The 20,960-nt window shown below is 54.4% G+C and carries 25 protein-coding genes, 1 tRNA gene and 1 pseudogene; 5 read left to right on the top strand and 22 right to left on the bottom strand.

Translation table 11 applies throughout. The features are described 5' to 3' along the window. Positions 1–18: 18 nt before the first annotated feature. Complete coding sequence (locus tag JCM25146_RS06570; RefSeq protein WP_025826743.1) at positions 19–369, top strand: RidA family protein; 351 nt, start codon at positions 19–21, stop codon at positions 367–369. 284 nt (positions 370–653) lie between these two features. On the opposite strand, the gene JCM25146_RS06565 is transcribed toward JCM25146_RS06570, so the two are convergent. From JCM25146_RS06565 to JCM25146_RS06500, 17 genes and pseudogenes are all read right to left on the bottom strand, one after another. Continuing rightward, positions 654–729, bottom strand: a tRNA-Asn gene (locus tag JCM25146_RS06565). Positions 730–974: 245 nt separating this feature from the next. Beyond that, a complete protein-coding gene (locus tag JCM25146_RS06560; protein WP_242400975.1) occupies positions 975–3,455 on the bottom strand; it encodes a TonB-dependent receptor plug domain-containing protein in 2,481 nt (826 codons plus the stop codon). A 288-nt stretch (positions 3,456–3,743) separates the two neighbouring features. Further along, positions 3,744–4,097, bottom strand: coding sequence for a RidA family protein (locus JCM25146_RS06555; protein ID WP_025826738.1), 354 nt, complete (start codon positions 4,095–4,097; stop codon positions 3,744–3,746). Beyond that, entirely contained in the window at positions 4,094–5,056 is a 963-nt protein-coding gene (locus tag JCM25146_RS06550; protein ID WP_025826736.1) for a LysR substrate-binding domain-containing protein, read from the bottom strand. Before JCM25146_RS06550 ends, JCM25146_RS06555 begins: the two co-directional genes overlap by 4 nt. After that, positions 5,056–5,883, bottom strand: coding sequence for an MFS transporter (locus JCM25146_RS24500; protein ID WP_277909558.1), 828 nt, complete (start codon positions 5,881–5,883; stop codon positions 5,056–5,058). The genes JCM25146_RS06550 and JCM25146_RS24500 overlap by 1 nt, the downstream gene beginning before the upstream one ends. Continuing rightward, complete coding sequence (locus JCM25146_RS24495; RefSeq protein ID WP_051544089.1) at positions 5,784–6,416, bottom strand: MFS transporter; 633 nt, start codon at positions 6,414–6,416, stop codon at positions 5,784–5,786. Before JCM25146_RS24495 ends, JCM25146_RS24500 begins: the two co-directional genes overlap by 100 nt. A gap of 8 nt (positions 6,417–6,424) precedes the next feature. Beyond that, positions 6,425–7,351, bottom strand: coding sequence for an NAD(P)/FAD-dependent oxidoreductase (locus JCM25146_RS20690; protein WP_159101967.1), 927 nt, complete (start codon positions 7,349–7,351; stop codon positions 6,425–6,427). Then, entirely contained in the window at positions 7,291–7,719 is a 429-nt protein-coding gene (locus JCM25146_RS24490) for an FAD-dependent oxidoreductase (protein WP_051544085.1), read from the bottom strand. The genes JCM25146_RS20690 and JCM25146_RS24490 overlap by 61 nt, the downstream gene beginning before the upstream one ends. Position 7,720: 1 nt before the next feature. After that, positions 7,721–8,491: an amino acid ABC transporter ATP-binding protein gene (locus JCM25146_RS06535; RefSeq protein ID WP_025826734.1), complete on the bottom strand. Its 771-nt coding sequence runs from the start codon at positions 8,489–8,491 to the stop codon at positions 7,721–7,723. Beyond that, positions 8,484–9,143 carry an amino acid ABC transporter permease gene (locus JCM25146_RS06530; protein WP_025826732.1) on the bottom strand — a complete coding sequence of 220 codons (660 nt, stop codon included), beginning with the start codon at positions 9,141–9,143 and terminating at the stop codon, positions 8,484–8,486. Before JCM25146_RS06530 ends, JCM25146_RS06535 begins: the two co-directional genes overlap by 8 nt. Before the next feature lie 14 nt (positions 9,144–9,157). After that, entirely contained in the window at positions 9,158–10,009 is an 852-nt protein-coding gene (locus JCM25146_RS06525; RefSeq protein ID WP_025826729.1) for a transporter substrate-binding domain-containing protein, read from the bottom strand. A 97-nt stretch (positions 10,010–10,106) separates the two neighbouring features. After that, positions 10,107–10,908 (bottom strand): annotated as a pseudogene (locus JCM25146_RS17790) (D-2-hydroxyacid dehydrogenase). Positions 10,909–11,240: 332 nt separating this feature from the next. Continuing rightward, the gene (locus JCM25146_RS06515; RefSeq protein ID WP_025826727.1) at positions 11,241–12,020 is read right to left on the bottom strand and encodes an SDR family NAD(P)-dependent oxidoreductase; all 780 of its coding nucleotides are present in this window, start codon (positions 12,018–12,020) and stop codon (positions 11,241–11,243) included. Between the two features lie 23 nt (positions 12,021–12,043). Next, complete coding sequence (locus tag JCM25146_RS23585; RefSeq protein WP_242400974.1) at positions 12,044–12,361, bottom strand: aspartate/glutamate racemase family protein; 318 nt, start codon at positions 12,359–12,361, stop codon at positions 12,044–12,046. After that, positions 12,358–12,684: an aspartate/glutamate racemase family protein gene (locus tag JCM25146_RS23580; protein ID WP_242400973.1), complete on the bottom strand. Its 327-nt coding sequence runs from the start codon at positions 12,682–12,684 to the stop codon at positions 12,358–12,360. The genes JCM25146_RS23585 and JCM25146_RS23580 overlap by 4 nt, the downstream gene beginning before the upstream one ends. A gap of 96 nt (positions 12,685–12,780) precedes the next feature. Then, on the bottom strand, positions 12,781–14,013 hold the full coding sequence (locus tag JCM25146_RS17780; RefSeq protein WP_242400972.1) for a pyridoxal phosphate-dependent aminotransferase: 1,233 nt from the start codon (positions 14,011–14,013) through the stop codon (positions 12,781–12,783). Then, a complete protein-coding gene (locus JCM25146_RS06500) occupies positions 14,010–14,270 on the bottom strand; it encodes a hypothetical protein (RefSeq protein WP_148298994.1) in 261 nt (86 codons plus the stop codon). The genes JCM25146_RS17780 and JCM25146_RS06500 overlap by 4 nt, the downstream gene beginning before the upstream one ends. 171 nt (positions 14,271–14,441) lie before the next feature. Between JCM25146_RS06500 and JCM25146_RS23575 the strand changes: the two genes are divergently transcribed. The 4 genes from JCM25146_RS23575 to JCM25146_RS23565 all read left to right on the top strand — a co-directional run bounded on the left by JCM25146_RS23575 (position 14,442) and on the right by JCM25146_RS23565 (position 16,032). Further along, a complete protein-coding gene (locus tag JCM25146_RS23575) occupies positions 14,442–14,618 on the top strand; it encodes an Lrp/AsnC family transcriptional regulator (RefSeq protein ID WP_242400971.1) in 177 nt (58 codons plus the stop codon). Positions 14,619–14,659: 41 nt separating this feature from the next. After that, positions 14,660–14,920, top strand: a complete 261-nt coding sequence (locus tag JCM25146_RS23570) for an Lrp/AsnC ligand binding domain-containing protein (RefSeq protein ID WP_242400970.1) — start codon at positions 14,660–14,662, stop codon at positions 14,918–14,920. Between the two features lie 75 nt (positions 14,921–14,995). Next, positions 14,996–15,763: an ABC transporter substrate-binding protein gene (locus JCM25146_RS17770; protein ID WP_242400969.1), complete on the top strand. Its 768-nt coding sequence runs from the start codon at positions 14,996–14,998 to the stop codon at positions 15,761–15,763. Beyond that, on the top strand, positions 15,763–16,032 hold the full coding sequence (locus JCM25146_RS23565) for a substrate-binding domain-containing protein (protein WP_242400968.1): 270 nt from the start codon (positions 15,763–15,765) through the stop codon (positions 16,030–16,032). Before JCM25146_RS17770 ends, JCM25146_RS23565 begins: the two co-directional genes overlap by 1 nt. A gap of 77 nt (positions 16,033–16,109) precedes the next feature. Here JCM25146_RS23565 and JCM25146_RS06485 read toward each other — a convergent pair whose 3' ends face one another. The 5 genes from JCM25146_RS06485 to JCM25146_RS06460 all read right to left on the bottom strand — a co-directional run bounded on the left by JCM25146_RS06485 (position 16,110) and on the right by JCM25146_RS06460 (position 20,746). After that, entirely contained in the window at positions 16,110–17,024 is a 915-nt protein-coding gene (locus JCM25146_RS06485) for a DMT family transporter (RefSeq protein ID WP_025826724.1), read from the bottom strand. 204 nt (positions 17,025–17,228) lie between these two features. Next, positions 17,229–17,435, bottom strand: a complete 207-nt coding sequence (locus JCM25146_RS21960; RefSeq protein ID WP_048854327.1) for a hypothetical protein — start codon at positions 17,433–17,435, stop codon at positions 17,229–17,231. Positions 17,436–17,847: 412 nt separating this feature from the next. Then, positions 17,848–18,240, bottom strand: a complete 393-nt coding sequence (locus JCM25146_RS06470; protein ID WP_242400967.1) for a hypothetical protein — start codon at positions 18,238–18,240, stop codon at positions 17,848–17,850. Positions 18,241–18,334: 94 nt separating this feature from the next. Continuing rightward, positions 18,335–19,540 (bottom strand): pyridoxal phosphate-dependent aminotransferase, encoded by a 1,206-nt coding sequence (locus tag JCM25146_RS06465; protein WP_025826718.1) that lies wholly within the window; start codon positions 19,538–19,540, stop codon positions 18,335–18,337. A gap of 3 nt (positions 19,541–19,543) precedes the next feature. After that, positions 19,544–20,746, bottom strand: coding sequence for a pyridoxal phosphate-dependent aminotransferase (locus JCM25146_RS06460; RefSeq protein WP_025826716.1), 1,203 nt, complete (start codon positions 20,744–20,746; stop codon positions 19,544–19,546). Positions 20,747–20,960: the final 214 nt, after the last annotated feature.

Here is a 20,960-nt window from a genome sequence, read left to right as displayed (position 1 = left end):
TCCACAACGGAGATAACCATGAGCATCACGCGCCTTGAACCCGAAGAGCGGCTGACCGGAGCTGTTATTCACAACGGACTGGTGTATCTGGCAGGCCAGATTGCCGATGACGCCAGTCTGGACGCCCAAGGGCAGATGGCCAACATTTTGCAACAGGTCGATGCCCTGCTGGCCAAAGCCGGAACAGACAAGAGCCGCCTGATTTCGGTGCAGATTTTTTTAGCGGATATGAATGACATGGCCGCCATGAACCGGGCATGGGATGCATGGCTCGACCGCAACAACAAACCGGCCCGTGCAACGGTGGAAGCCAGACTGGCAGACCCATCGTGGAAAGTGGAATTAACCGGCATTGCAGCCCTGCCCTGAGACCTGAAGCCAGGCCAAATTACCCCCATTGCCGTGCCACGCAGCGGGGGTAGCATCTGAAAAACACCTGACATAAACACGCATTCCCTCACACGCTCGCCAAAACATGCAAGAGTGACAGCGATTACCACACAGCAAAGCGGAAGATTGCAGGTTGGGTGGCCAATAATGGGAAATACATCACGCCCGGCACAAAACCGCTCACCCATACGCGCACATTACAAAACACATAAATCGGATGCGCTTTGGAATATAATTTAAGAGATTTTTTGGGGGAAAGGTGGTGGCTCCCGAAGTAGGACTCGAACCTACGACCCAGCGATTAACAGTCGCTTGCTCTACCAACTGAGCTATTCGGGAACAGCAATTTTACCACTCTGCCGCACTTTATTGTCCGCTCCCTCAAGGGGAAAACGCAACGCCGTGCTGCTGTGTGGGTGTATAACGGGAACCCTTTTGGGGTGCAAGACCCTTTTTATATTACAAAATAGTAATCTTTATCGCCCATGCAAACAGCACAAAAAAAACTGGCCCACTGTCGCATAACAGTGGGCCAGCATCGTTATTTATTTCCTAAGTTTCTGTTCTTCCAGACTTTATACCACTCAGAAAGTCATGGACGCCTTGACGTAGTAGTAACCACCCATAAACCCGTAAGGTGAGTTGGTCGGATATTTATATGCACCGCTGGAGGTCGAGACGGACAGAGAGCGCCGCAACTGGTTAGGATAGTAGTTGAACAGGTTGTTCGCCCCGACAGCCAGATGCAGACGGTCCAGAACCTGATACCCCACTTCCAGGTCCGTAATGTAACCCGGCTTCACGTTCAGCCAGTCATTCCCGCCCAAGCTAGGCGTTGCAATGTAGGTCACAGAACCATAACGCTCTTCTTGCACAAAGATGGACAGTTTTTTCCAGCTCCAGCGCACCCCCACCATCTCGCGGTTTTTGGGTGCGGAATGCAGCAGAAGATTCTGCGCATATGCGTTAAACATTGCTGTACTGACTTTCATCTTGGAAATTTCTGTATCCGAGAAATTGATCCCAAGGTTGAACTTCAGCTGCCCCATACGCCCCACATCCAGCGTATAGTCCGTTGTAATGTCCCCACCATATGTCACGGTATTGACCGGGTTGCCGTAATAATGGGCATAGGTCACGTTTGTCATATTGTACTGGCTCAGAATACTGGCAATGGGCGATCCATTGTATTCTGTAAACTGGGTGGAGTTGGCCATTCTGTTATTGATCTGGATGCAATACAGATTGGCGTTAACATTCCAGTGGTCAAGCGGTTTGGCGTCAAACCCTACGCTGTAGTTCTTTGTTGTTTCCCCTTTAAGCCCTGTAGCACCCAGAGCCTTTGCGGCCGCGCCATTGGCGGGGAGCTGTGCCGTGGAATACCCGGGGAAGGTGGTGACGATGTAATAGTTTTCCTGCCCAAGGGTTGGCGCACGGTAGCCTGTGCCCACGTTAGCGCGGATCGCCCAACGCTTGTTAAAGTTATAGCGTGTTCCAATTGTGCCGGTTGCTGCCGTTTTACCCATATCGGAGTAATTGACCGCGTGGCCACCCAGCGTCCACTCCCACTTGGGAGTTACATAAAACTCGGTATTAACAAAACCATCGAAAATATCACGAGATGTATCGCTAGCAGCGGCTGGCTGCGCACCGGGATGGCCGGAAGCCCCCGGCGTGGCACCAGTCTTCAACCCACCATCTGACCAGGACTGGAGGTCACCCGCCATAAGCTGGAATGTATCGTGGCGGTACTCCCCCCCAAACATCAGATTAACCGGCTTGGGCAGGAACCCGACATTGAAGTTACGAGACATTTTACCACCCGCCACAAACTGGGTGGAAATATTTGTACCATCATAAAACTTTGTCTGGCTGTTCATCCCATATGTTGCGTTGACCGAATCAAGGGTGGAGTATTCCTGCTCGTCACGCCCATAGGTAACGTATGTGTCCCACATCCAGTCCTTGAACGCCGTGCCACGGAAGCCGCCGTTGATCTGGAAGTCATCTTCCTGCAGGCCCATCTGCGGCTGGAAGCCGTTGGGGTAATATTGCAAGATATTGTTCACGTTCGCAGCCGTGCGGACAGACTGCGGCGTCACGTTGTTACGGTGCGCATAAGTTGCCAGCAGATAAGCCTTGATCGTATCCGTTACCGGCATTTCTGCGTTGGCGGACATCGTGGCAACAAGCTGGCTGCCGGCACCCATCATGCGGTTCAGGTCCTGACCGGACTGAGGGTCACCCGCTTTTTGGTAAATACCGGACCGGTTGGTCGGCTGGGTGTGGGTAATCTGACCGGCAAGGTTCATAAACCCACCGCGCTTGCCAAGTTCCAGACCATAGTCAGCCGAGCCGTCCACGCCCTGCCCGTCCCCAGCGTAGTAACCCATGTTCTGGATATTGAATTCACCACCATGGCTATTGCGCTTGAGCACAATATTGACCGCACCGGCAATGGCCTCCTGCCCGTACAGTGCACTGGCACCATCGGTAATGACTTCCACATGGTCAATTGCACTAATAGGGATAAGAGCAATATCGGACGGTTCCGTGCCTGCGTTTGGTCCGTCGTTCGAGTTGAAGTTGGCACTCAGGTGGCGGCGCTTGCCGTTTACCAGAATAAGGGTTTCATCCGCTGAGAGGTTGCGCAACTGCATGGTGCGCACAAAGCCGTTGGTGCCCAACCCACTAAAGGATGGCGAGCTGAGCGATGGGCTAAGCTGCTCAAGGGCCGCCATGACGTTGCTCTGCCCGGTCTGCTTGAGCTGCTCGGACGAGACAACCTGCACGGACGTCGTGCTGTGAACCTGAGTTCTTTCCGACAGTGCGGAATTAACCCTGTGCAGCGCCTGCACCGAAACCTCTTCCGCGCTCCCTTGCAGGGATGCGTGCGAAGTTTTTCTTTTTACCGCCTTGATTGTCGCGCGGCTTTCTTTTGCCGCCCCCATCTGCTTATGCAGTTCCTCAGCGCTTGCAATACGGCCGGATACTACGGAACTACTGCCAAGGAGCATTGTAGTTGCAGAGAAAATCCGTACTGTCCTGATCCAATTCTGGGCCATAAGTTTTCCTGCCTCCCGACAAATTTGCACAGGATGAATACGGTCTGGCGATCAACAGTGACGACGGTCTCTCATCGATCAGATAGCGAAATGGTGCTGAGTGACACTAACGGCCCGTTGGAAGCTCTATTCGTACACATCGTTTCGATATCGTTATATATTGTTCGACTTGAGACATTCCACGAAAAAATCCGAAAATAAATTCATCCAACCATTCTTTTTCAGAGCATTTAGCTACAAAAAAAGCCCATAAGCGGGTGCTTATGGGCTTCTCTGGTAACGTGGCAACTATCTTAGTTGCGCAATGGCAGTCACTTCAACCAGTATATCGGGAAAAGCCAGTTTTACTTCGCTACAGCAACGCGCTGGGGCTTTTCCTTCAACAATCCATTTGTCATACACTTCGTTAACCGCATTAAAATCATCCATACATGCGAGCATAATTGTCACATTCAGCAGCCGGTCTTTGCCGCTTCCCGCCTGCTCCAGCAACGCCTCTATGGCAGCAAGAATATCTTTTGCCTGCCCGGCCGCATCCTTGGTGCGGTCCTGTGCCGTATGCCCGGCAACATAAACTGTTCCCCCAGCCACCACAGCGCGCGAACGACGATGGTTTGTATCAATGTAAGTTATATCACTCAATTTCCAAGTCCTTCATATCCGTTAAACTTGACTGCGTTGCCTTCGGCCATATCCGTCTCATTGTAGGATGCGCTCTCGGCACAGATCCAGCGTATGAAACGGGTAATCATTGGGTCATGTGCCTTTTCTGTTGGCGTGACGACGTAGTACGCCCCACGGGAGCGGATTTTTTCTTCCGTAACAATGCACAACTCCCCTTCCGCCAGTTCCCGCTCTACAAAAATGCTTGGCACAAGTGCCACCCCCAGCCCGGCAACAGCCGCTTCTATTGTTGCATTGAACTGGTCAAACACATTGCCATGGAAAGGGGACTCCACATCCACCCCCACCTCGGCAAACCAGAACTCCCACAAGGCCGGGCGTGTTGTAAGCTGGATAAGATTGGCCCGCGCCACATCCTTTGCCGCTTGAAGCTGCATGCGCTCACGGTAAGCCGGACTGCAAACAGGCACTATTGTTTCATCAAAAATATGAAAAAGCTGACCATCGGGCCAAACTGCCGCACCGTAGTGTATGGCAATATCACAGTCCGAATTTTCAAAACTGAACGGTTGAAAAACCGTCGTCAGGCTGATCCTTACATCCGGGTTTTTTTCAATAAACCGTGGCAGACGCGGAATAAGCCAGCGGGATGAAAACGTGGAAAATATATGCAGACTAAGAGTATTTTCTCCATTCCCTGAGGAAATAATCCGGTACGCCGCACCTGCAATCTGCTCCAGAATAGACACAATGGAGGGCAGTATGGACTTGGCCTGTCTGGTCATGACCAGTCTTTTACGCCTGCGATCAAAAAGCGAAACCCCGAGTGTAAGCTCCATATTCCGTATCTGTTTACTAATGGCCCCCTGCGTCAGACAGAGTTCTTCCGCAGCGGCACTGAAGTTCTGGTGCCGGGCCACAGCCTCGAACGCCAGGAGTTCAGGAATGGAAGGAATCAGACGGCGGGGTATAAGCATCAGAACCTCCTGTAGAGAAGACGGCTTGAGCAGAGCAGTGCGCCCCCCCATGCAACCGCAACCGCACAGTCCAGACAAAGCAGAACCGGAAACTGCATAACATGCGCCAAAATCAGGGCGACACAGGTTGCACCACACGTTTGCCCCATAATTCTGGCAAGGGAGATCATGCCACTTGCGCTGCTGCTACGCTCATGGGGGCTGGCAACAAGAGTAAGGCGGTTGTTGGGCGAGACAAAAAAAGCAAACCCCACACCGGCTACCGCAAAGCGCCACATAATGTCCAAGTTGCTGGCATCAAGCGGTGTCAGGCGCACCAGTAGAAAGCCACAACCTGCAATAACAAGCCCTATGGCCGAGAGAACCTGTGCGGGAATTTTGTTGGCCAGATAAGCCACCAGCGGCCCCACCATAACCATGGAACCAGGCCATGGTGTAAGCAACATACCCGTCATGACCGGGGAGCGACCAAAAAGTTCTGTTAAGGAAAATGGCATAGAAATCATAAAGAAATTTGCAGCCGTATAACCTAAAAAACAGGCCGTTACCCCAATGGAAAAATCCCGCCGGGCCAGAAGGTCCAAAGGCAGCAAAGGAGCAGCCTGCCCTTTCTGGCGCAAAAACAGGCCCAGACCGCAGACAATTCCCAAACCTAGCAGAAAACTGCCACCAAAAACCCATTCACCACGGGCCAGAAAGTCACATCCGACCAGCGTCAGGCTGAACGTTAACATGTTGAGTATAACAGAGGATTTATCAATCCTGCGTTTAGCTCCCGGGGTGCGGGGCAAATACACAAGACTGACAAATGCGGCCAGCAGCCCCACAGGCAGGTTAAACAAAAACAGCCAGCGCCATGAACTGGTGAGGTAAAGAATCCCCCCGCAACAGACGGGCCAACCGCCACCGCCAAAGACGTAATCAGCGCGTTCAGTGCCAGACTGTGCCCAAGCCTAGCGGGGGGGCACACCATGCGCACCAGCGCTGTGTTGACCGCCATAATAGCAGCCCCACCCGCCCCCTGTATGCCGCGGGCCAGAGCCAGAACCCACAACTGGTTTGCAAGACTACAAATGACCGAACCCACAACCAGAACAAGCAGCCCGCCAATACAGACAGACTTGGCCCCAACCCGCTCAGCAAAGGTCGCCAGCGGCAACAGCAGCATGCAGTTGACCAACTGGTAAGCATTGACCACCCAGATGGAAACAGATGCAGACGTATGAAGATCCTGACCAATTGTTGGCAGCGCAATATTGGCGACCGCGTAATCCAGCACAGCGAGAAACACTGCAAGAAAAATCGCGCTCAATGCTCCCTTTTGAGCCGACTGAACCGGGGCCGCCAACTGTGTGGTCATGGAACTGCCTATTCTTTGCCGCCACGACAAAAACGCTCCACCGTGTAGGGAGCCACTTCGGGCACCACATCCCCGGCGATCAGACGCGCAATAAATTCAGCCGTAAGCGGTGCACTCACCAACCCCAGATGCCCATGCCCGGTGGCATAATAAACCCCTTTGACTTTAGGAGACGGCCCAATAACCGGCAGGCAGTCTGGCGTGGATGGACGGTTGCCCATCCAGTGGTTGGTTGTGGAAAAACCGCCAATTTTCAGGCGTGGCAGGCCCTCACGCAGGCAATCCAGCAAAATGCGCGCCCGCCGCCAGTCCGGTGCAGCGCCCTTGAGGGCAAACTCTACCTGCCCGGCTGCCCGCAACCCACCAGTCATGGGTGTAATCCCGAATTTGAGATCGGACATCATAACCGGAATTGACACCCCACCTTCGGCACCGGGCACTTCTACGTGGTAACCCCGCTCGCTGACCAAAGGCAGCCTGTCCCCGATCTGGGATGCAAGCTCCACCGAGCCCATACCCCCGGCAATAACCAGATGGTCACATGCAATCTTGTTGCCATTATAGACAACACCGGAGATTTTTCCGCCATCAATCAGGAATTTTTCCGCACAGCCGGAAATGTAGCGCACGCCTTTGTTTTCTGCGTACTGGGCCAGTGCGGCCACATAACCGCCCGGACTGCGGCAATGCGCGCCATCAACAATAAAGGCTCCATACTGGTAACGCTCACCCAGTTCAGGACATAGCGCCACCAGTTCCGGGCGCTCCATTGTTTTCCAGACAACATTGTTCTCGCGCCTGAGGCTCCATGCCAGTGCATCTGCCTCATACGCAGCTTTATTGGGATAAACGACCAGCAGGCCTTTTTTCTCAATCAGTTCAGGCACACCAGCGGCTTCGGCCAGCGCACTGTGCCGTGCGGCGGAATCTGCCAAAACGGGCGCAGCGCACGCGCAATACGCCGCACACGCTTTTGCGTGGCGCCACAGGCTACAAACCCCAAAAGCCACTGCCACGACTGCAACAGCGCAGAAGGACGGAGTTTAAGTGGCCCATTAGCCGCGAGCAGATAGCCGGGAATTTTTTTCCACATCCCGGGCATGGACAGCGGAACCACTGAACCGGGGTTAAGCCAGCCCGCGTTGCCATAACTTGCCGCTTCCTGCGAACCGGGCTGGTCCATGGACAGCAATGTTACATCATGCCCACGCAAGCGCAGTTCAAGCGCGGTTGTAACGCCCACGATACCGCCGCCGACCACAACAACATGTGTGGCGGCGCACTCTGTATTTGGTTTATCCATATCACGAACACCCTGCGTGAAAGTGTTTTAGAAAATCTCTGGTCCGTTCTTCCTGCGGGTCTTCTATGACCTGCCGGGCCGGACCTGACTCAACCACGCGCCCATCGGCCATGAACATGACAATATCCGCCACGTCCCGCGCGTAGGACATCTCATGGGTAACAACAACCTGCGTCATGCCAGCCTGCGCCAGCTCCCGCATGATCGCCAGAATTTCTGCCACACGTTGCGGATCAAGGGCGGATGTCGCCTCATCAAACAGCATGACCTTGGGATTCGTGGCCAGAGCACGGGCAATGGCAACGCGCTGCTTCTGCCCACCGGAGAGACGCTGCGGCATGCTGGCGGCAAAACCCTCCATACCCACCTGCGCCAGAAGCGGGCGTGCAATAAGCTCTGCCTCGTCTTTGGAAATACCTTTTACAAATCGCTGACCAGCCATAACATTTTCCAGCACGGTCATGTTCGGGAACAGATTGAACGACTGGAACACCATGCCTGTCTCAGCCCGGAAAGCCGCCAGCTCCGTGGTGCGGTAACGCAGTGAGAGAATGCCAAAGTCCATTGTTTTGCCATTGATTGTAATGGCACCGGCATCTGGCATTTCCAGCAGGTTGATGCAGCGCAGCAGGGTCGATTTGCCCGAGCCACTCGGCCCGATCAGTGCAATGACCTTACCTTTGGGAACAGAAAAGGAGATGTCCTCCAGAACCTTGTGTTTTCCAAATGATTTTTCCAGATTAACAACGTCAATCATCACTTCTTTAGACATGATAACGGCGCTCCAGAATACGGGCTACCTGTGTGATCGGGAACAGGATCGCAAAATAGATGATGGCGATTGTTGTATAGACTTCCAAAGGCTTATACGTGGCAGATGCCACCATCTGCCCCTGATAGACCAGGTCTGGCACCGTCACGACGGAAACAAGCGAGGTGTTTTTAAGCTGGAGCACAAACTGGCTGACCAGTGGTGCAATCATGATTTTAAAGGCCTGTGGACCAATAACACGGCGCAGGGCGGTAAACGGGCGCATGCCTAGCGCATAGGCTGCATCCCACTGCCCTATATCCACTGTATCCAGCCCGGCCCGAAAAATTTCGCTGTAAAATGCCGCGCCATAACACGACAGGGCAAGCAGGGCCGCCATCATGGGGGAGAGCGTAATATCCAGCACCACAGGCAACGCATAGTAGCACCAGACCAGCTGGACAAGTGCTGGGGTACACCGGAAGACCTCAACAAATGCCACAGCAGGCACGGACAGTATTTTCCACCCGCTCCGGCGTAAAAGCGTCAGCAAAGCCCCTGTGACCATGCCGATAACGGCGCTGATAAGCGTAAACCCCAGCGTATAACCCAGACCCGTTTCAAACAGGGGCCAGTAGTGCAGAACGTCCCCGAAGTCCCAATGATAGTTCATGGATATGCCCCCTATTAAAACGTGAGACCTGCGGGCAGGCTGGCAATATCCACATGGTTTTCCTGCAACGCTTTGTACATCCACTCCTGCACAATGCTTTCGGAGCGCGAATAAAGCAGCCAGTTGTTCACAAATGTCAGGAAGCGTGAATCCGCTGTTGCAGGCACCCCAATACACGTTGGCTGGTGCGCAATGGGGGTGGGCAGAACAAGGTCTCCAATGTTCGGATTGCGTGCATGCATGACAGATGCAATCACCACCACCTGCACCACGCAGTCTGCCCGGCCTGTTTGCAGGGCCATAATGGCATCAGTTGGGGACTGAACCGCAACCGGCGTGCAGTGTGGCAGACGCCTGCGCACGAAAATATCGTGCGAAGACCCGGTATCAAACGCCACGCGCACATCAGGCTTGTTGATATCGTCCCATGTTTTGGCAACCAGACCTTTTTTGACGATTGCAGTAAAGGAGTTGTTGATTGCAATATCACTGAAAGCGATCTGCAAAGCACGGGCAGGCGTGGGACTAAGGGCAAACATGATGTCGATCTTGCCCGTCTGCAAATCCATGACGGACGCGCCCCACTCCGCCTCTGTCACCTCAAGTTTGACCTGTAGGGTCTCGGCCATATTTGCGGCCATTTCCACACAGGCGCCACTCCAGCCTCCGGTCATAATATCCTTATGAAAGAAAGGCTCAGCCCCCGGAACAGCCGCCGTACGCAGCTTGCCCGAGGCTCTGATACGCTCCAGCGTTCCGCCTTCCGCTGCTGCGGCTTGTGTCGTGTTCAAACCTGGAACAGCAGCAGCAACAGCCGCCACTCCTGCCATCGAAAAAACAGATGCAAAGGCTCGACGAGTTGTCACAGCAACCTCTCTTTCAGCGACTAGATCATATTTGCCGGGGTATCGGATACAGCCATGACACCCCGGCCAGAGAACAATCCGGTTCGTATATCCGGTTTTAAACTATCTGGTTTTTCAACGTGCCACCTGTTTCCATGGCCTGAATGTTGTGCAGGAGAATGTCCACAACATTGCGCTCGTAAAACTGCGTTTCACCAGCAGCATGCGGCGTGACCACCACATTTTCCATCCCCCACAGCGGGGAGGATGCGGGCAGTGGCTCTTCCACAAATGTATCCAGCGCTGCGGCTGCAAGTTTGCCAGACTGCAACACATCAATCATGGCGGCCTCATCCACCACCTTACCGCGCGCCACGTTAATCAGGACTGCATCGGGGCGCATGGCCGCAAACGCATCCACCCCCATAAGCGAATGTTTCTGGCGTCAGCGGGCAGGTCAGGATCACCACATCGGCCAGCGGCAGGGTGGACAGAAAATCCTTCTGGCCAATAATCCGTACACCTTCAGGAGATGTTTCGGGAACGGAACGACGCATCGCAATAACATTCATGCCAAATGCACGGCATAGAGATGCAACACGCGCGCCAATGCCACCAAAACCCACAATCAGGACCGTTTTGCTGCTCAGCTCATGCAGGCGTTCGTCCGCCTTGGTGCTTGTCGGCCGCCAGTAGGATTTTTTCTGGTCGTCACGCGCCTCATACAACCGGCGGGACAGGTTAAGGAGCAGGCCCATGGCATGGTCCGAAACCGCGTTGGCATTCACACCCTGTGCACTACACAGATGAATGCCACGCTCACGGAACAGGTCCTGCCCATAGTGGTCAACACCCGCGCTGACGGACTGCACAAGTTTGAGGTTGGGTGTCCAATCCAGAATGCGATCTTTCCAAAGCATGGAAACAACCAGCACTTCCGCATCGTGTGCTACTTTCTCCAGCGCATCAAGCGAGGTCACCTGCGTGCAGGGATAGGGAGAGCCCCGCCGGGCCAGCTCACCTTTCAGGTCATAATGTGCATGGGCTACACAAATCTGGGGTTTGTCTCCACGCCAGGGTTTTGTCATGGCTTATTTCCCTTACTATTTGATAGAATGATGAAACCTGCGTTTCCATCTCATTTCGTCTCATAGGAGCATACACCAGCGGGTTATTCTATTCCGTTTTCGTAATGAAACACGAAAAAAAATCTCTTGGCCATTACTTTTTGGAATACCGCTGATTTAAGTTCCTAAAAAATTCCGCTGTAGTCCCCGCCATCCACCAGCAGGCTCTGCCCAGTGACAAAGCCACTTGCCTGTGAACAGAAAAAACCAACAGCAGTCGCCACCTCAACAGGCAGGCCATAGCGTGCAGCGGGCGTACGGGCGGCCCGTTCGTTCCAGATATCCGCATAGCTACGACCCGTACGTTTTGCCAGATCCTGCACATGTGCGTACTGGGCCTCGGAATCGATAATACCAGGCAGGACATTGTTAATTGTCACATTATGCGCAATCACCTGTCGCGACAGGCCGGACGAGAACGCAACCAGACCAGAGCGCGATGCATTGGAAAGTCCCATTTCTGCCTGTGGGCTTTTCACACTACGGGATGCCAGATTGACAATACGGCCAAACCTGCGGGCAATCATACCATCTATGGCCAAGCGGATCATCTCTATGGGGGCAAGCATCATGGTATCGATCCCCCTGATCCAGTCCTCCCGCCTCCATTCCCGAAAATCGCCCGGTGGCATGCCTGCACCGTTGTTGATGAGGATATCGGGCTCAGGGCAGGCTTCAAAAATATGTTGCCTGCCCTGTTCGGATGTAATGTCCGCAGCAACACAGTTTACCGTCCGCCCCGGCCTGTTGCCGATCAGATGGACCGTCTCCTCCAGCTTGGTCGCGTCACGCGCCACAAGGGTCAGATCAACATCTTCCTTTGCCAAAAGCTGCGCAATGGCGCGCCCCATGCCACGGCTTGCACCACAGACCAGTGCGTGACGGCCAGAAAGTCCCAGTTCCATTGTGATCTCCCCCAGACTTTTGATCAGCCGTGCTGTGCCAGAAAGCGGCGTGGCCGCAGGCCCGACATAAACCAGCTTACAGCCGTATAAATATCGTAAACGGGCAGCCCGGTTGCCTGCGCCACGGCTGCGGCGTACGGGGGCATATTGGTGCATTCAAGCACAATGGCACCCACATCGGGGTTGTCCTTGACCAGTTGCAGCGCGGCATTCACCACATCCTGCTCGGCCTTGTCCACGTCCATTGAATCACTTTCCGCACGGATAAGAATACGGAAAAACTCTTCACCATTCTCGGTTCCGGCAATGGGCGTATCGACTGGTGCGCCAACGGCGCTCAAATGTGCCGCCGTAAGGTGCTGGCGCACACAGTAACAATACCCACGCGTTTGCCCGGTGGCAGAGTTGTCTGCACAAGCGGGATCTGAACAAGGGAGGAGGCCAGAACAGGCACCTTGAGTGCTGCCGCCAACTGGGGCTGCAACAGCGCCAGAAAACCACAGTTGGTGGTAATGGCGGAAACCCCAAGCCGGATCAGCCGCTGGCCTTCGCGGATAAACTGGTCCAGATAATCCAGCGGATTACCCATAACAATATGTTCCGGGGTAACCCCATCCACAATACAGAGCTGGACCGGGAACGGCCATGTTGTTGCATTGCCCATATCCTTCAATACGGGGGAATTTGGCCTCAAGCATCAGCACACCCAAGGGCACACCGTACAGGGAATATCCGCCTTTTGCAGTACCATACATGACTTTTATCCTATTCCTGATGACCAATAAGGCGCAGCACACCGTTTTTCATACGATCGAATGCAGCACCAAAGCCTTGTCCGATGTTGCATAGGAGAGCCGGATGAACCCCTCCCCCCAAAGCAGGAGCCCGGCACAACCGCCACCCCACACGTGTGCAGGAAGTAATGGCAAAGTTCCTTGTCATTCCGGACCTGTTTTTTAATAACCTCCGGGTTGGCAACCAGCTCACGAATATCGGCAAAAGCGTAAAATGCCCCTTCGGGCGCACGGCAGGAGATACCCGGAATATCATTCAGCGCGGCTACACTCAGGTCACGCCTGCGCTGGAACACATCCCGCCGTACGGCAATATTGTCCTGCGTGCCGTTCAGTGCCTCCACCGCCGCCACCTGACTGATTGAGCAGGGGTTGGAGGAACTCTGGCTTTGCACAACCGCCATGGCGGCCACAATCTCGGCCGAGGCCCCGGCATAGCCAATGCGCCAGCCGGTCATGGAATACGCCTTGGACACACCATTGACCGTAACCACACGCGGCTTCAGGTCCGGGCAGGCATGCGCCATGCTGACAAAAGGTGTGCCACCATACGTAATATGTTCATAAATATCGTCAGACACGATACCGACATGCGGGTTCTGCCGCAGAACATCCCCCAGCGCTTCCAGATGATCCTTGCCATACACCGTGCCCGTAGGGTTGGAGGGGGAGTTCAGGAGCAACCAGCGGGTTTTGGGGGTTATAGCCGCACGGAGCTGCTCCGCAGTCATGCGGAACCCTTCCTCAACGCTGCACTGCACTGCTACCGGTACACCACCGGCAATCCGGATAATATCAAAATAGCTGGTCCAGCATGGCATGGGCACGACAACCTCGTCCCCTTGGTTCAAGGTGGCCATGAACACATTGAACAGTAACTGCTTGGCACCGGGCCCAACGCTGATCTCGGATATTTTGTAGTCCAGATTGTTTTCACGCAGGAATTTCTGCCGTATGGCCTCTTTTAACGCGGGAATGCCATCGAGTGCCGTGTAACGTGTCTGGTTATCAATAATGGCTTTTATACCAGCCATTTTTACATTATCGGGCGTTGGAAAGTCTGGTTCCCCGGCATTGAGGAAAATAATGTCCTGCCCGTTGGCAACCAGTTTATTCGCCTCAATACCAATGCGAATGATTTCCGAAACATTAATTCCATCGAGTTTTTCTGAACGTGAGAACTCAGACCATTGCATCATGTCTTAAACACCCTTGCTCCAGGATTTCGTTCCGCAACGTTAACATGCAACAAGAGGCTTCCGTCTTTAGTCATTTTTGTAAATTTGGAGATGAAACTATTCCATTTTTTGACCAAAACATAAAAAACAGCGCTGCGTGCAAAAAAATGGTTTAAATCTTTTCTGGTTTCATGAAATTTCATCACATCCTCATGCCTGCCATTAGCAGAAACAGCACGATGCACACCACCAAACGAGCCTGAACAGCGGGCCTTCATGATATAGAAATACCTAAAACAGATATGTAAATTCTAAAATAAAACAACAAATACTATAAACATATCACTTATATGCACATCATGATATTTCGTTATTCATTAGAAATGAATTGAGCGTCAGAATCAATTGACAGATTGCCACTGAAAACAGTTTAATTTCGGCAGATTGCAATGTTGGTCGGCATTATGAAACTGGATGAAACAGACCGTGCCCTTTTGGCGCTTTTAAGTACCAACGCACGCATAAGCACCGTTGCCCTGTCCAAAAAACTGGGCCTGTCCCGTACCACCGTGCAAAGCCGCATTGAACGGCTGGAACGCAGAGGCATTATTCAGGCTACACCGTAACACTCGCCCCCGATGCCGACCTCTCCATCCGTGCGCATGTCATGATTGCCGCCAGCCCGCACACATACGCTGCAGTAGAAAACCAGCTCAGGCAGCAACGCGGCGTGCTCGAACTTTATGCCGTGAGCGGAAAAATGGACATGATCGCCCTTATCGCCGCCCCCAATATGGAAATGCTGAACACGATCATAGACAGCATTGGTGCATTGGATGGCGTGCAGCGCACACAGTCATCCATCATCCTGTCCACACGCATCAGACAGAACACGGGCCACACGGAACACCCCTCTTTTACGCCCTGACACAGTGATTGGGATTTTTTCATTTTCTCCCCACATAACGGGGACACCCCGGCCAACACAGTGTAAGTAAGAGGCATGAGCACACCTGCCCCCTCCCCCATCTCCCGCCGTGCCCTGCTGTGGGGGGCCGGAGGTTGCGCCGCCATGGGTGGCGTGGTCGTGCTTACGCACCACTCCCGCCCCCGTACGCCCCGCAAGCAGCCCGATGGTGTGTACCGCAAGCTCAAAATCGCATGGCCCGAAGCAGCGATGTCGCCCGTGCTCGCGGCTGCTCAGGAGAAGAGTTTTTTTGCCCAGTACAATCTGGACGTGGACCCCCTGCCCGATATTCATAATGGGCAGGATGCACTGGAAGCTCTGGTGCAGCAAAAAACCGCCTATGCTCTGGCCCCGGCCCTGACCTGGCTGCAACGCCTGCATGCTGGCCTGCCTGCACGTCTGATCATGGGCGTGCAGTCGGGCAGCCGCCGCCTGCTGGTCCGGCGTAGCAGCGGCATTACCCGGCTGGACCAGCTCATGGGCCGTAATGTTGCCGTGCCCGACCAGAATGCCGCCGACAAGCTGTTCTTCTGTATCATGATGCGCCGTAAAGGCATGGATGCGCTCAACCACATCAACTGGATTGACCTGCCTATCCAGCAGATTGAGCAGGCCCTCCATGACCAGAAAATAGACGCCGTTGTGACCCACGACCCCGATGCATGGACCTGCTCCAGAACAACCCCGACCTTTTGTACGAACTGGTGGGGAGCGATACGGGGCATTACGCCGCGCGCACCAGCCTTATTCTGGGTGTTGCAGACACAGCGCACGAGGCCGACCCCACCGCGGCGACCGCCCTAGTGCTGGCCCTGCGCGATGCCGCCCTATGGGTCAACACCCACCGCGATGATGCCGCCACCCTTATAGCCGATAATGCAGCAGACCTGCCTGCTGCGAGCGCACGCAATATGTTGCGTAACGAGCCAGTCATCCGCCCCCTTCTGGGGCACGGCCTACGTGAGCAAATTGCCCAGTACTGCGATGAACTCCAGCTTGTGGGCATGCTGGCCGATGGGGAGGATTCAGCAGCCCTTGCACGGCATTATACGCTGAACGTCCTACACGAATAACCGTCCCCCACATACTCTGGCCCAAAGCCACCTGCAAACAGCCCCAGCCTTACCAGAACAGGCAGGGCAGCAAGTGCTCACTCCCGCACGCGTTTGCGCGGCAAACGCACCTCACTGGTTAACACGCCCAGAATAACCATGCCGCCACCGAGCACTGCGCGCAAAGGCAGGGCATCCCCTGCCAAATGCCCCACAAGGCCCGCCCACACAGGCTCCCCCGCGTAAATGAGTGTGGCCCGCGTGGGCGAGACCGTTTTTTGTGCCCAGTTCATAACCAGCTGGATCACAGCACTCATGACCCCAAGACCCAAAGCGGGCACAGCCCACCACCACGCAAAGGCTGGCACATGCTCGCCCATGACGGGCATGGCCGCAAAAGCCAGAAGCCCAGCCACAAACAACTGCACAATAGCGACCCGAAAGCTATTGATGGCGGGGGAAGCAAAGCGGCTGATCAGCACAACCTCCATGGCAATGGCAATGGTGCTGACAAGGGTAATGACCTCACCAAACTGGAGGCGCAGATGGGTTATGGCCTGTGGCCCGGTCAGCAGCACCAGACCACAAAAAGCAAACAGCACCCCAAGCCAGACCATAAGGTGCGGCGGTTTGCGGAAGAAAAACCACTGCAAAAACGGCACCACAGGCACATACATAGCTGTAATAAAAGCGGACTGACTGCTGGAAATACTCCCCAGCCCAACAGTTTGCAGGGCATAGCCAAAAAAAATGGCCACCCCCACACAGGCCCCCGCACGTATCTCACGCAAGGTCAGGTCCAGTAACAACCTGCGGAACAACAGCATGGAGAGCAGGGCCGCCGTGGTAAAACGTAGCCCTACAAAAAACATCGCCCCCGTATAGCGCATGGCCGTATGCACGACCAGAAACGTAACACCCCACAGGACGGTAATGCTAACCAGCGCCCATTCCTCGCGCGAGAAGGTACGGAACGCTATTTTTTCCCGCGCAGGCAGGGACTGGTCAGGCAAGTCTGGTGCTCCCGGTCCGGGCTTGTCTGGCGGCGGCGGACCTGTTTGTATTCTGGCGAGGTCTTGTTTTATGGAGTGGTATACGCAGAAAAACAAGAGAACGACAAAAAACCTGAATTACATTCAGCTTCTTGAATTATTCTGCAATGTGGTAGGTTATATTGCGTAACACAACCTACCACATTTAACTTTATGTGATGGAATTCACTTCCGTCTGGCGTGATGTGTTTTCTTTATTTCGGCTTCGCTGAAATAATATATTCCAGCATGGGGCAGTTTGATCCCAAACCGATGCTGTTCCCGATAAGGAAGTCCTTCATCTTCAGGAACAATATCAGTTCTAATATCCTCAATCTCTCCAACGAAATCAAGATCGTAGTTTCTGGGCCAGCCGGTATAGACGCGAACCATATCACCTACTGAAAACGGGAGACAGGTTCCTTTCTATTATGAAGGATACCTATTTTAGGTAATATTTTTAATAAAAAATCTCTCATAACTGATTGACCTCGTGTTTTTGCCCTACGACGAGCAATATTAAGCATCAACGTCATCCCTGGCGTCGGGCGGGTCGTAGCGTGTTCACACGAGGTATAGGCACGCCCTGCTTATTTCCCTTGGGCGATGGAATGAGTGCCCCCATTCACCGCCTTGGCTCGAAAGCCGGGTGTTGCATTAGGCAGGCCACCCGACATAGGGGGCGACCTCGAGTGAAAAGGCGCTACGACACGCCGGTTCCCAACGTATGGGAAAACAGGTTTTTCAGCAATGTTTTTCCTGATTACGAAAAAACATTGAAATACATTTTCTTGTTTTAATCAGACTATATTTTATAAATCTGATCAAAGCACTTTTTGAAATCAAATAAAAGACATCTCATATCTTGTATGGATACGGTAATCCTGATCGGTTTTTCCTTGTGCTTCGCATTCCAAAGAGTAATTGATTCGATTTGTTTGATCTTATTAGGGTTGTAATGCACATCGCCATGAGCCAAGGCATGTCTTACAAAATAGATGAATTCTAGATAATTGAGAGTCCCCGCCGCCTCAGATTCAAAGGGTATCGGAGGGGGTTTTTCTCTGAAGTGCCTGATGAATTCCTTCCCTTTGGCCGATTTTTCAAAAGGATGAATGAAGGCACCCAAAAAGGTATTGATCAGTTGGGTGACCTCACAAAGGTCGTAAGCCTGATAACTTGCTTCGATAAAGTCCAAGTTGATGAAGGACCGCCTCATGATCTCCACGAAGAGGCGGCACAACATAAAAACTCTGCTTATCAGATAGTTATGGCTCCCAGTATATAAACCCCTATTTTAACCCGCTTACAAACCGCGCCATACGCGTGCAGGCCTCGGCCAGCACATCATCCGATGTTGCGCAGGACAGACGCAGGTAAGGGGACTGCCCAAAGGCGGAACCTGGCACAGTCGCCACGAACTCCTCCTCCAGCAGGGCGGTGGCAAAGTCGTGGTCAGTTTCTATCCGCTGCCCACCTGCTGATGTACGCCCCAGACAGGCCGCCACACCGGGATAGGCATAAAACGCGCCCTCTGGCATGGCGCAGGTCAGGCCCGGCACCGCGCGCAGGGCCTCCACCACAGCACTCCGCCTGCGGCTGTATGTCTCCACCATTGTGGCTACAAGGTCTGGCGGTCCATCCAGTGCAGCCGCAGCCGCGGCCTGTGCAATGGTGCACACACCTGATGTTGCATTCCCCTGCACACCCCGCATGGCACCAATAAGGTCCGCCGGACCACCGGCAAACCCCACACGCCAGCCAGTCATGGCATAGGCCTTGGAGACACCATTAAGCGTAATGGTGCGCTCCTTGAGGTCTGGCGCTACAGCCGCGATGGAGGCAGAACGCCCCCCATCAAACACCAGATGCTCATAGATCTCGTCCGACAAAATCCAGACATCGGGGTATGCGCGCAAAACCTCGGCTATCTCCGCCATATCCTTGGCCGGGCAGATAGCTCCGGTAGGGTTGTTGGGAAAATTCAGCACAACCCAGCGTGTGCGGGGTGTTAGCGCCTGCGCCAGCACGTCTGCCCGGAGCCGGAACCCGTCCTCCTCCCTGCATGGAGCAAAGACCGGCGTTGCCCCGAACATGCGGGCAATAAGGGGATAGCTGACCCAGTAGGGCGTTGGCACCACCACCTCATCCCCCGGGTTCAGGGTCGCCATAAAGGCGTTGAAGATGACCTGCTTGCCGCCGTTGGAGACCATGATCTGCTCAGGCGTGTACTCCAGCCCGCTCTCACGCACGAACTTGCGGGCAATGGCAGCCTTGAGCGCGGGCGTGCCATCCACGGGCGGGTATTTGGTCTGCCCGTCCCGCGCGGCCTTATACGCGGCCTCCACCACAGCGGGAGGCGTAGCAAAATCCGGCTCCCCCAGTGCGAGGGAGATAACCGGCCTGCCTTCCGCCCGAAGAGCACGGGCGCGCCGTGCCATTTCTATGGTTGCGGGGGCGGGCAGACCGTCCAGACGGCGTGCAAAACTCCGTGGCATGGCTTACAGCAGGCCTTCACAAAAACGCTGGATACGTGTGCAGGCGTCACGCAGGCTCTGCGTATCCGTTGCGTAGGAAATACGCATATACCCCGGATACATGAAGGCGGAACCATGAACCGCGGCCACTCCTTCTTCTTCCAGCAGGGCGGTTACAAAGTCCTCATCCGTCTGCAAAAGCTTGCCACCGGGGGAGGTTTTGCCAAGGCATTTTTCAATACAGGGGAAGACGTAAAACGCTCCTTGCGGCACGGCGCACTCCATGCCCTTGGCCTGATTGATCATGCTCACCACCATGTCGCGCCGCCCCTGATAGGTGTCGACCATGGTCTGAATAAAGTCCTGCGGCCCACTCAGGGCTTCCACCGCAGCGGCCTGCGCAATGGAGCATGTGTTGGAGGTGGACTGGCCCTGCAACTTGTTCATGGCCTTGGTCAGTTCCACCGGAGCGCCGGAAAAGCCAATGCGCCAGCCGGTCATGGCATAAGCCTTGGACACACCATTCATGGTAAGGGTACGGCTACGCAGGCGTGGCTCCACCTCCACGAATGTTGCGGGGCGGAAGCCATCGTACACGAGCTTTGCGTAAATATCGTCCGTAAAAATCCACACATGCGGGTGACGCAGCAGAACATCGCACAACGGGCGCAGGTCTTCGGCCGAATAGGCAGCCCCGGTAGGGTTGCATGGCGAGTTGAGGAAAAGCCACTTGGTGCGCGGCGTAATGGCCGCCTCCAACTCATCTGCAGTCAGCCGGAACCCGTTTTCACGCTTGCAGGGCACCACCACGGGCACGCCTTCAGCCAACGTGACAATATCGGGGTAGGACACCCAGCACGGAGCGGGAATAATGGCCTCGTCCCCCGGGTTCAGGGTCGCCATCATGGCATTGTAGATGATCTGCTTGCCACCGGTGGAAACAAGAATTTCCTCCGCCGTGTAGTCCAGTCCGCTATCAAGGCGGAAGCGTTCGGCCACGGCCTTGCGCAGTTCGGGTGTGCCCGCCACGTCCGTATAACGGGTCTGGCCCGCGGCAATGGCCTTTACAGCCGCCTGAGCAATATTGTCGGGAGTATTGAAGTCCGGCTCGCCTGCGGAAAGGCTGATGATGTTCCGCCCTTCTGCCTTCAACGCCCGCGCACGCGTTGAAATGACAATGGTCTGGCTGGGGCTGATCCTGTTCAGGCGGTCAGCAACAAGGCTCATGGTTTTTTACTTTCCGACACAATATTCAAACACCCCCACCACCCGGGCAGGCCAAAAAGCCCATCCTGCGGCGCGGATACACTGCTACGGCGCGCACAGTAATCCTCTTCCGGCCAAGGCGGAACCGGAGATTCCACCTGTTCTGTTTTTTTTGTTCTGCGCCGGCCCATTCCCTGTCATGCAAAAACGCAGGTCATGGGCACAGGGCTGGCGT

This window comes from Acetobacter okinawensis JCM 25146 (assembly GCF_000613865.1).
Taxonomy (GTDB): Bacteria; Pseudomonadota; Alphaproteobacteria; order Acetobacterales; family Acetobacteraceae; genus Acetobacter; species Acetobacter okinawensis.
Note: the sequence above shows the minus strand (reverse complement) of the source record. Positions and strands in the feature narration are given on the sequence as shown.

Excerpts from the sequence above, each read along its gene's own strand:
- JCM25146_RS06570 (WP_025826743.1), top strand. The coding sequence starts at position 19 with ATGAGCATCACGCGCCTTGAACCCGAAGAGCGGCTGACCGGAGCTGTT.
- JCM25146_RS06560 (WP_242400975.1), bottom strand. The coding sequence starts at position 3,455 with ATGGCCCAGAATTGGATCAGGACAGTACGGATTTTCTCTGCAACTACA.
- JCM25146_RS06550 (WP_025826736.1), bottom strand. The coding sequence starts at position 5,056 with ATGCTTATACCCCGCCGTCTGATTCCTTCCATTCCTGAACTCCTGGCG.
- JCM25146_RS24495 (WP_051544089.1), bottom strand. The coding sequence starts at position 6,416 with ATGACCACACAGTTGGCGGCCCCGGTTCAGTCGGCTCAAAAGGGAGCA.
- JCM25146_RS24490 (WP_051544085.1), bottom strand. The coding sequence starts at position 7,719 with ATGGATAAACCAAATACAGAGTGCGCCGCCACACATGTTGTTGTGGTC.
- JCM25146_RS06535 (WP_025826734.1), bottom strand. The coding sequence starts at position 8,491 with ATGTCTAAAGAAGTGATGATTGACGTTGTTAATCTGGAAAAATCATTT.
- JCM25146_RS06530 (WP_025826732.1), bottom strand. The coding sequence starts at position 9,143 with ATGAACTATCATTGGGACTTCGGGGACGTTCTGCACTACTGGCCCCTG.
- JCM25146_RS06515 (WP_025826727.1), bottom strand. The coding sequence starts at position 12,020 with ATGGAACTGGGACTTTCTGGCCGTCACGCACTGGTCTGTGGTGCAAGC.
- JCM25146_RS23580 (WP_242400973.1), bottom strand. The coding sequence starts at position 12,684 with ATGGGCAATGCAACAACATGGCCGTTCCCGGTCCAGCTCTGTATTGTG.
- JCM25146_RS17780 (WP_242400972.1), bottom strand. The coding sequence starts at position 14,013 with ATGATGCAATGGTCTGAGTTCTCACGTTCAGAAAAACTCGATGGAATT.
- JCM25146_RS06500 (WP_148298994.1), bottom strand. The coding sequence starts at position 14,270 with ATGAAGGCCCGCTGTTCAGGCTCGTTTGGTGGTGTGCATCGTGCTGTT.
- JCM25146_RS23575 (WP_242400971.1), top strand. The coding sequence starts at position 14,442 with ATGTTGGTCGGCATTATGAAACTGGATGAAACAGACCGTGCCCTTTTG.
- JCM25146_RS23570 (WP_242400970.1), top strand. The coding sequence starts at position 14,660 with ATGATTGCCGCCAGCCCGCACACATACGCTGCAGTAGAAAACCAGCTC.
- JCM25146_RS17770 (WP_242400969.1), top strand. The coding sequence starts at position 14,996 with ATGAGCACACCTGCCCCCTCCCCCATCTCCCGCCGTGCCCTGCTGTGG.
- JCM25146_RS21960 (WP_048854327.1), bottom strand. The coding sequence starts at position 17,435 with ATGGTTCGCGTCTATACCGGCTGGCCCAGAAACTACGATCTTGATTTC.
- JCM25146_RS06465 (WP_025826718.1), bottom strand. The coding sequence starts at position 19,540 with ATGCCACGGAGTTTTGCACGCCGTCTGGACGGTCTGCCCGCCCCCGCA.
- JCM25146_RS06460 (WP_025826716.1), bottom strand. The coding sequence starts at position 20,746 with ATGAGCCTTGTTGCTGACCGCCTGAACAGGATCAGCCCCAGCCAGACC.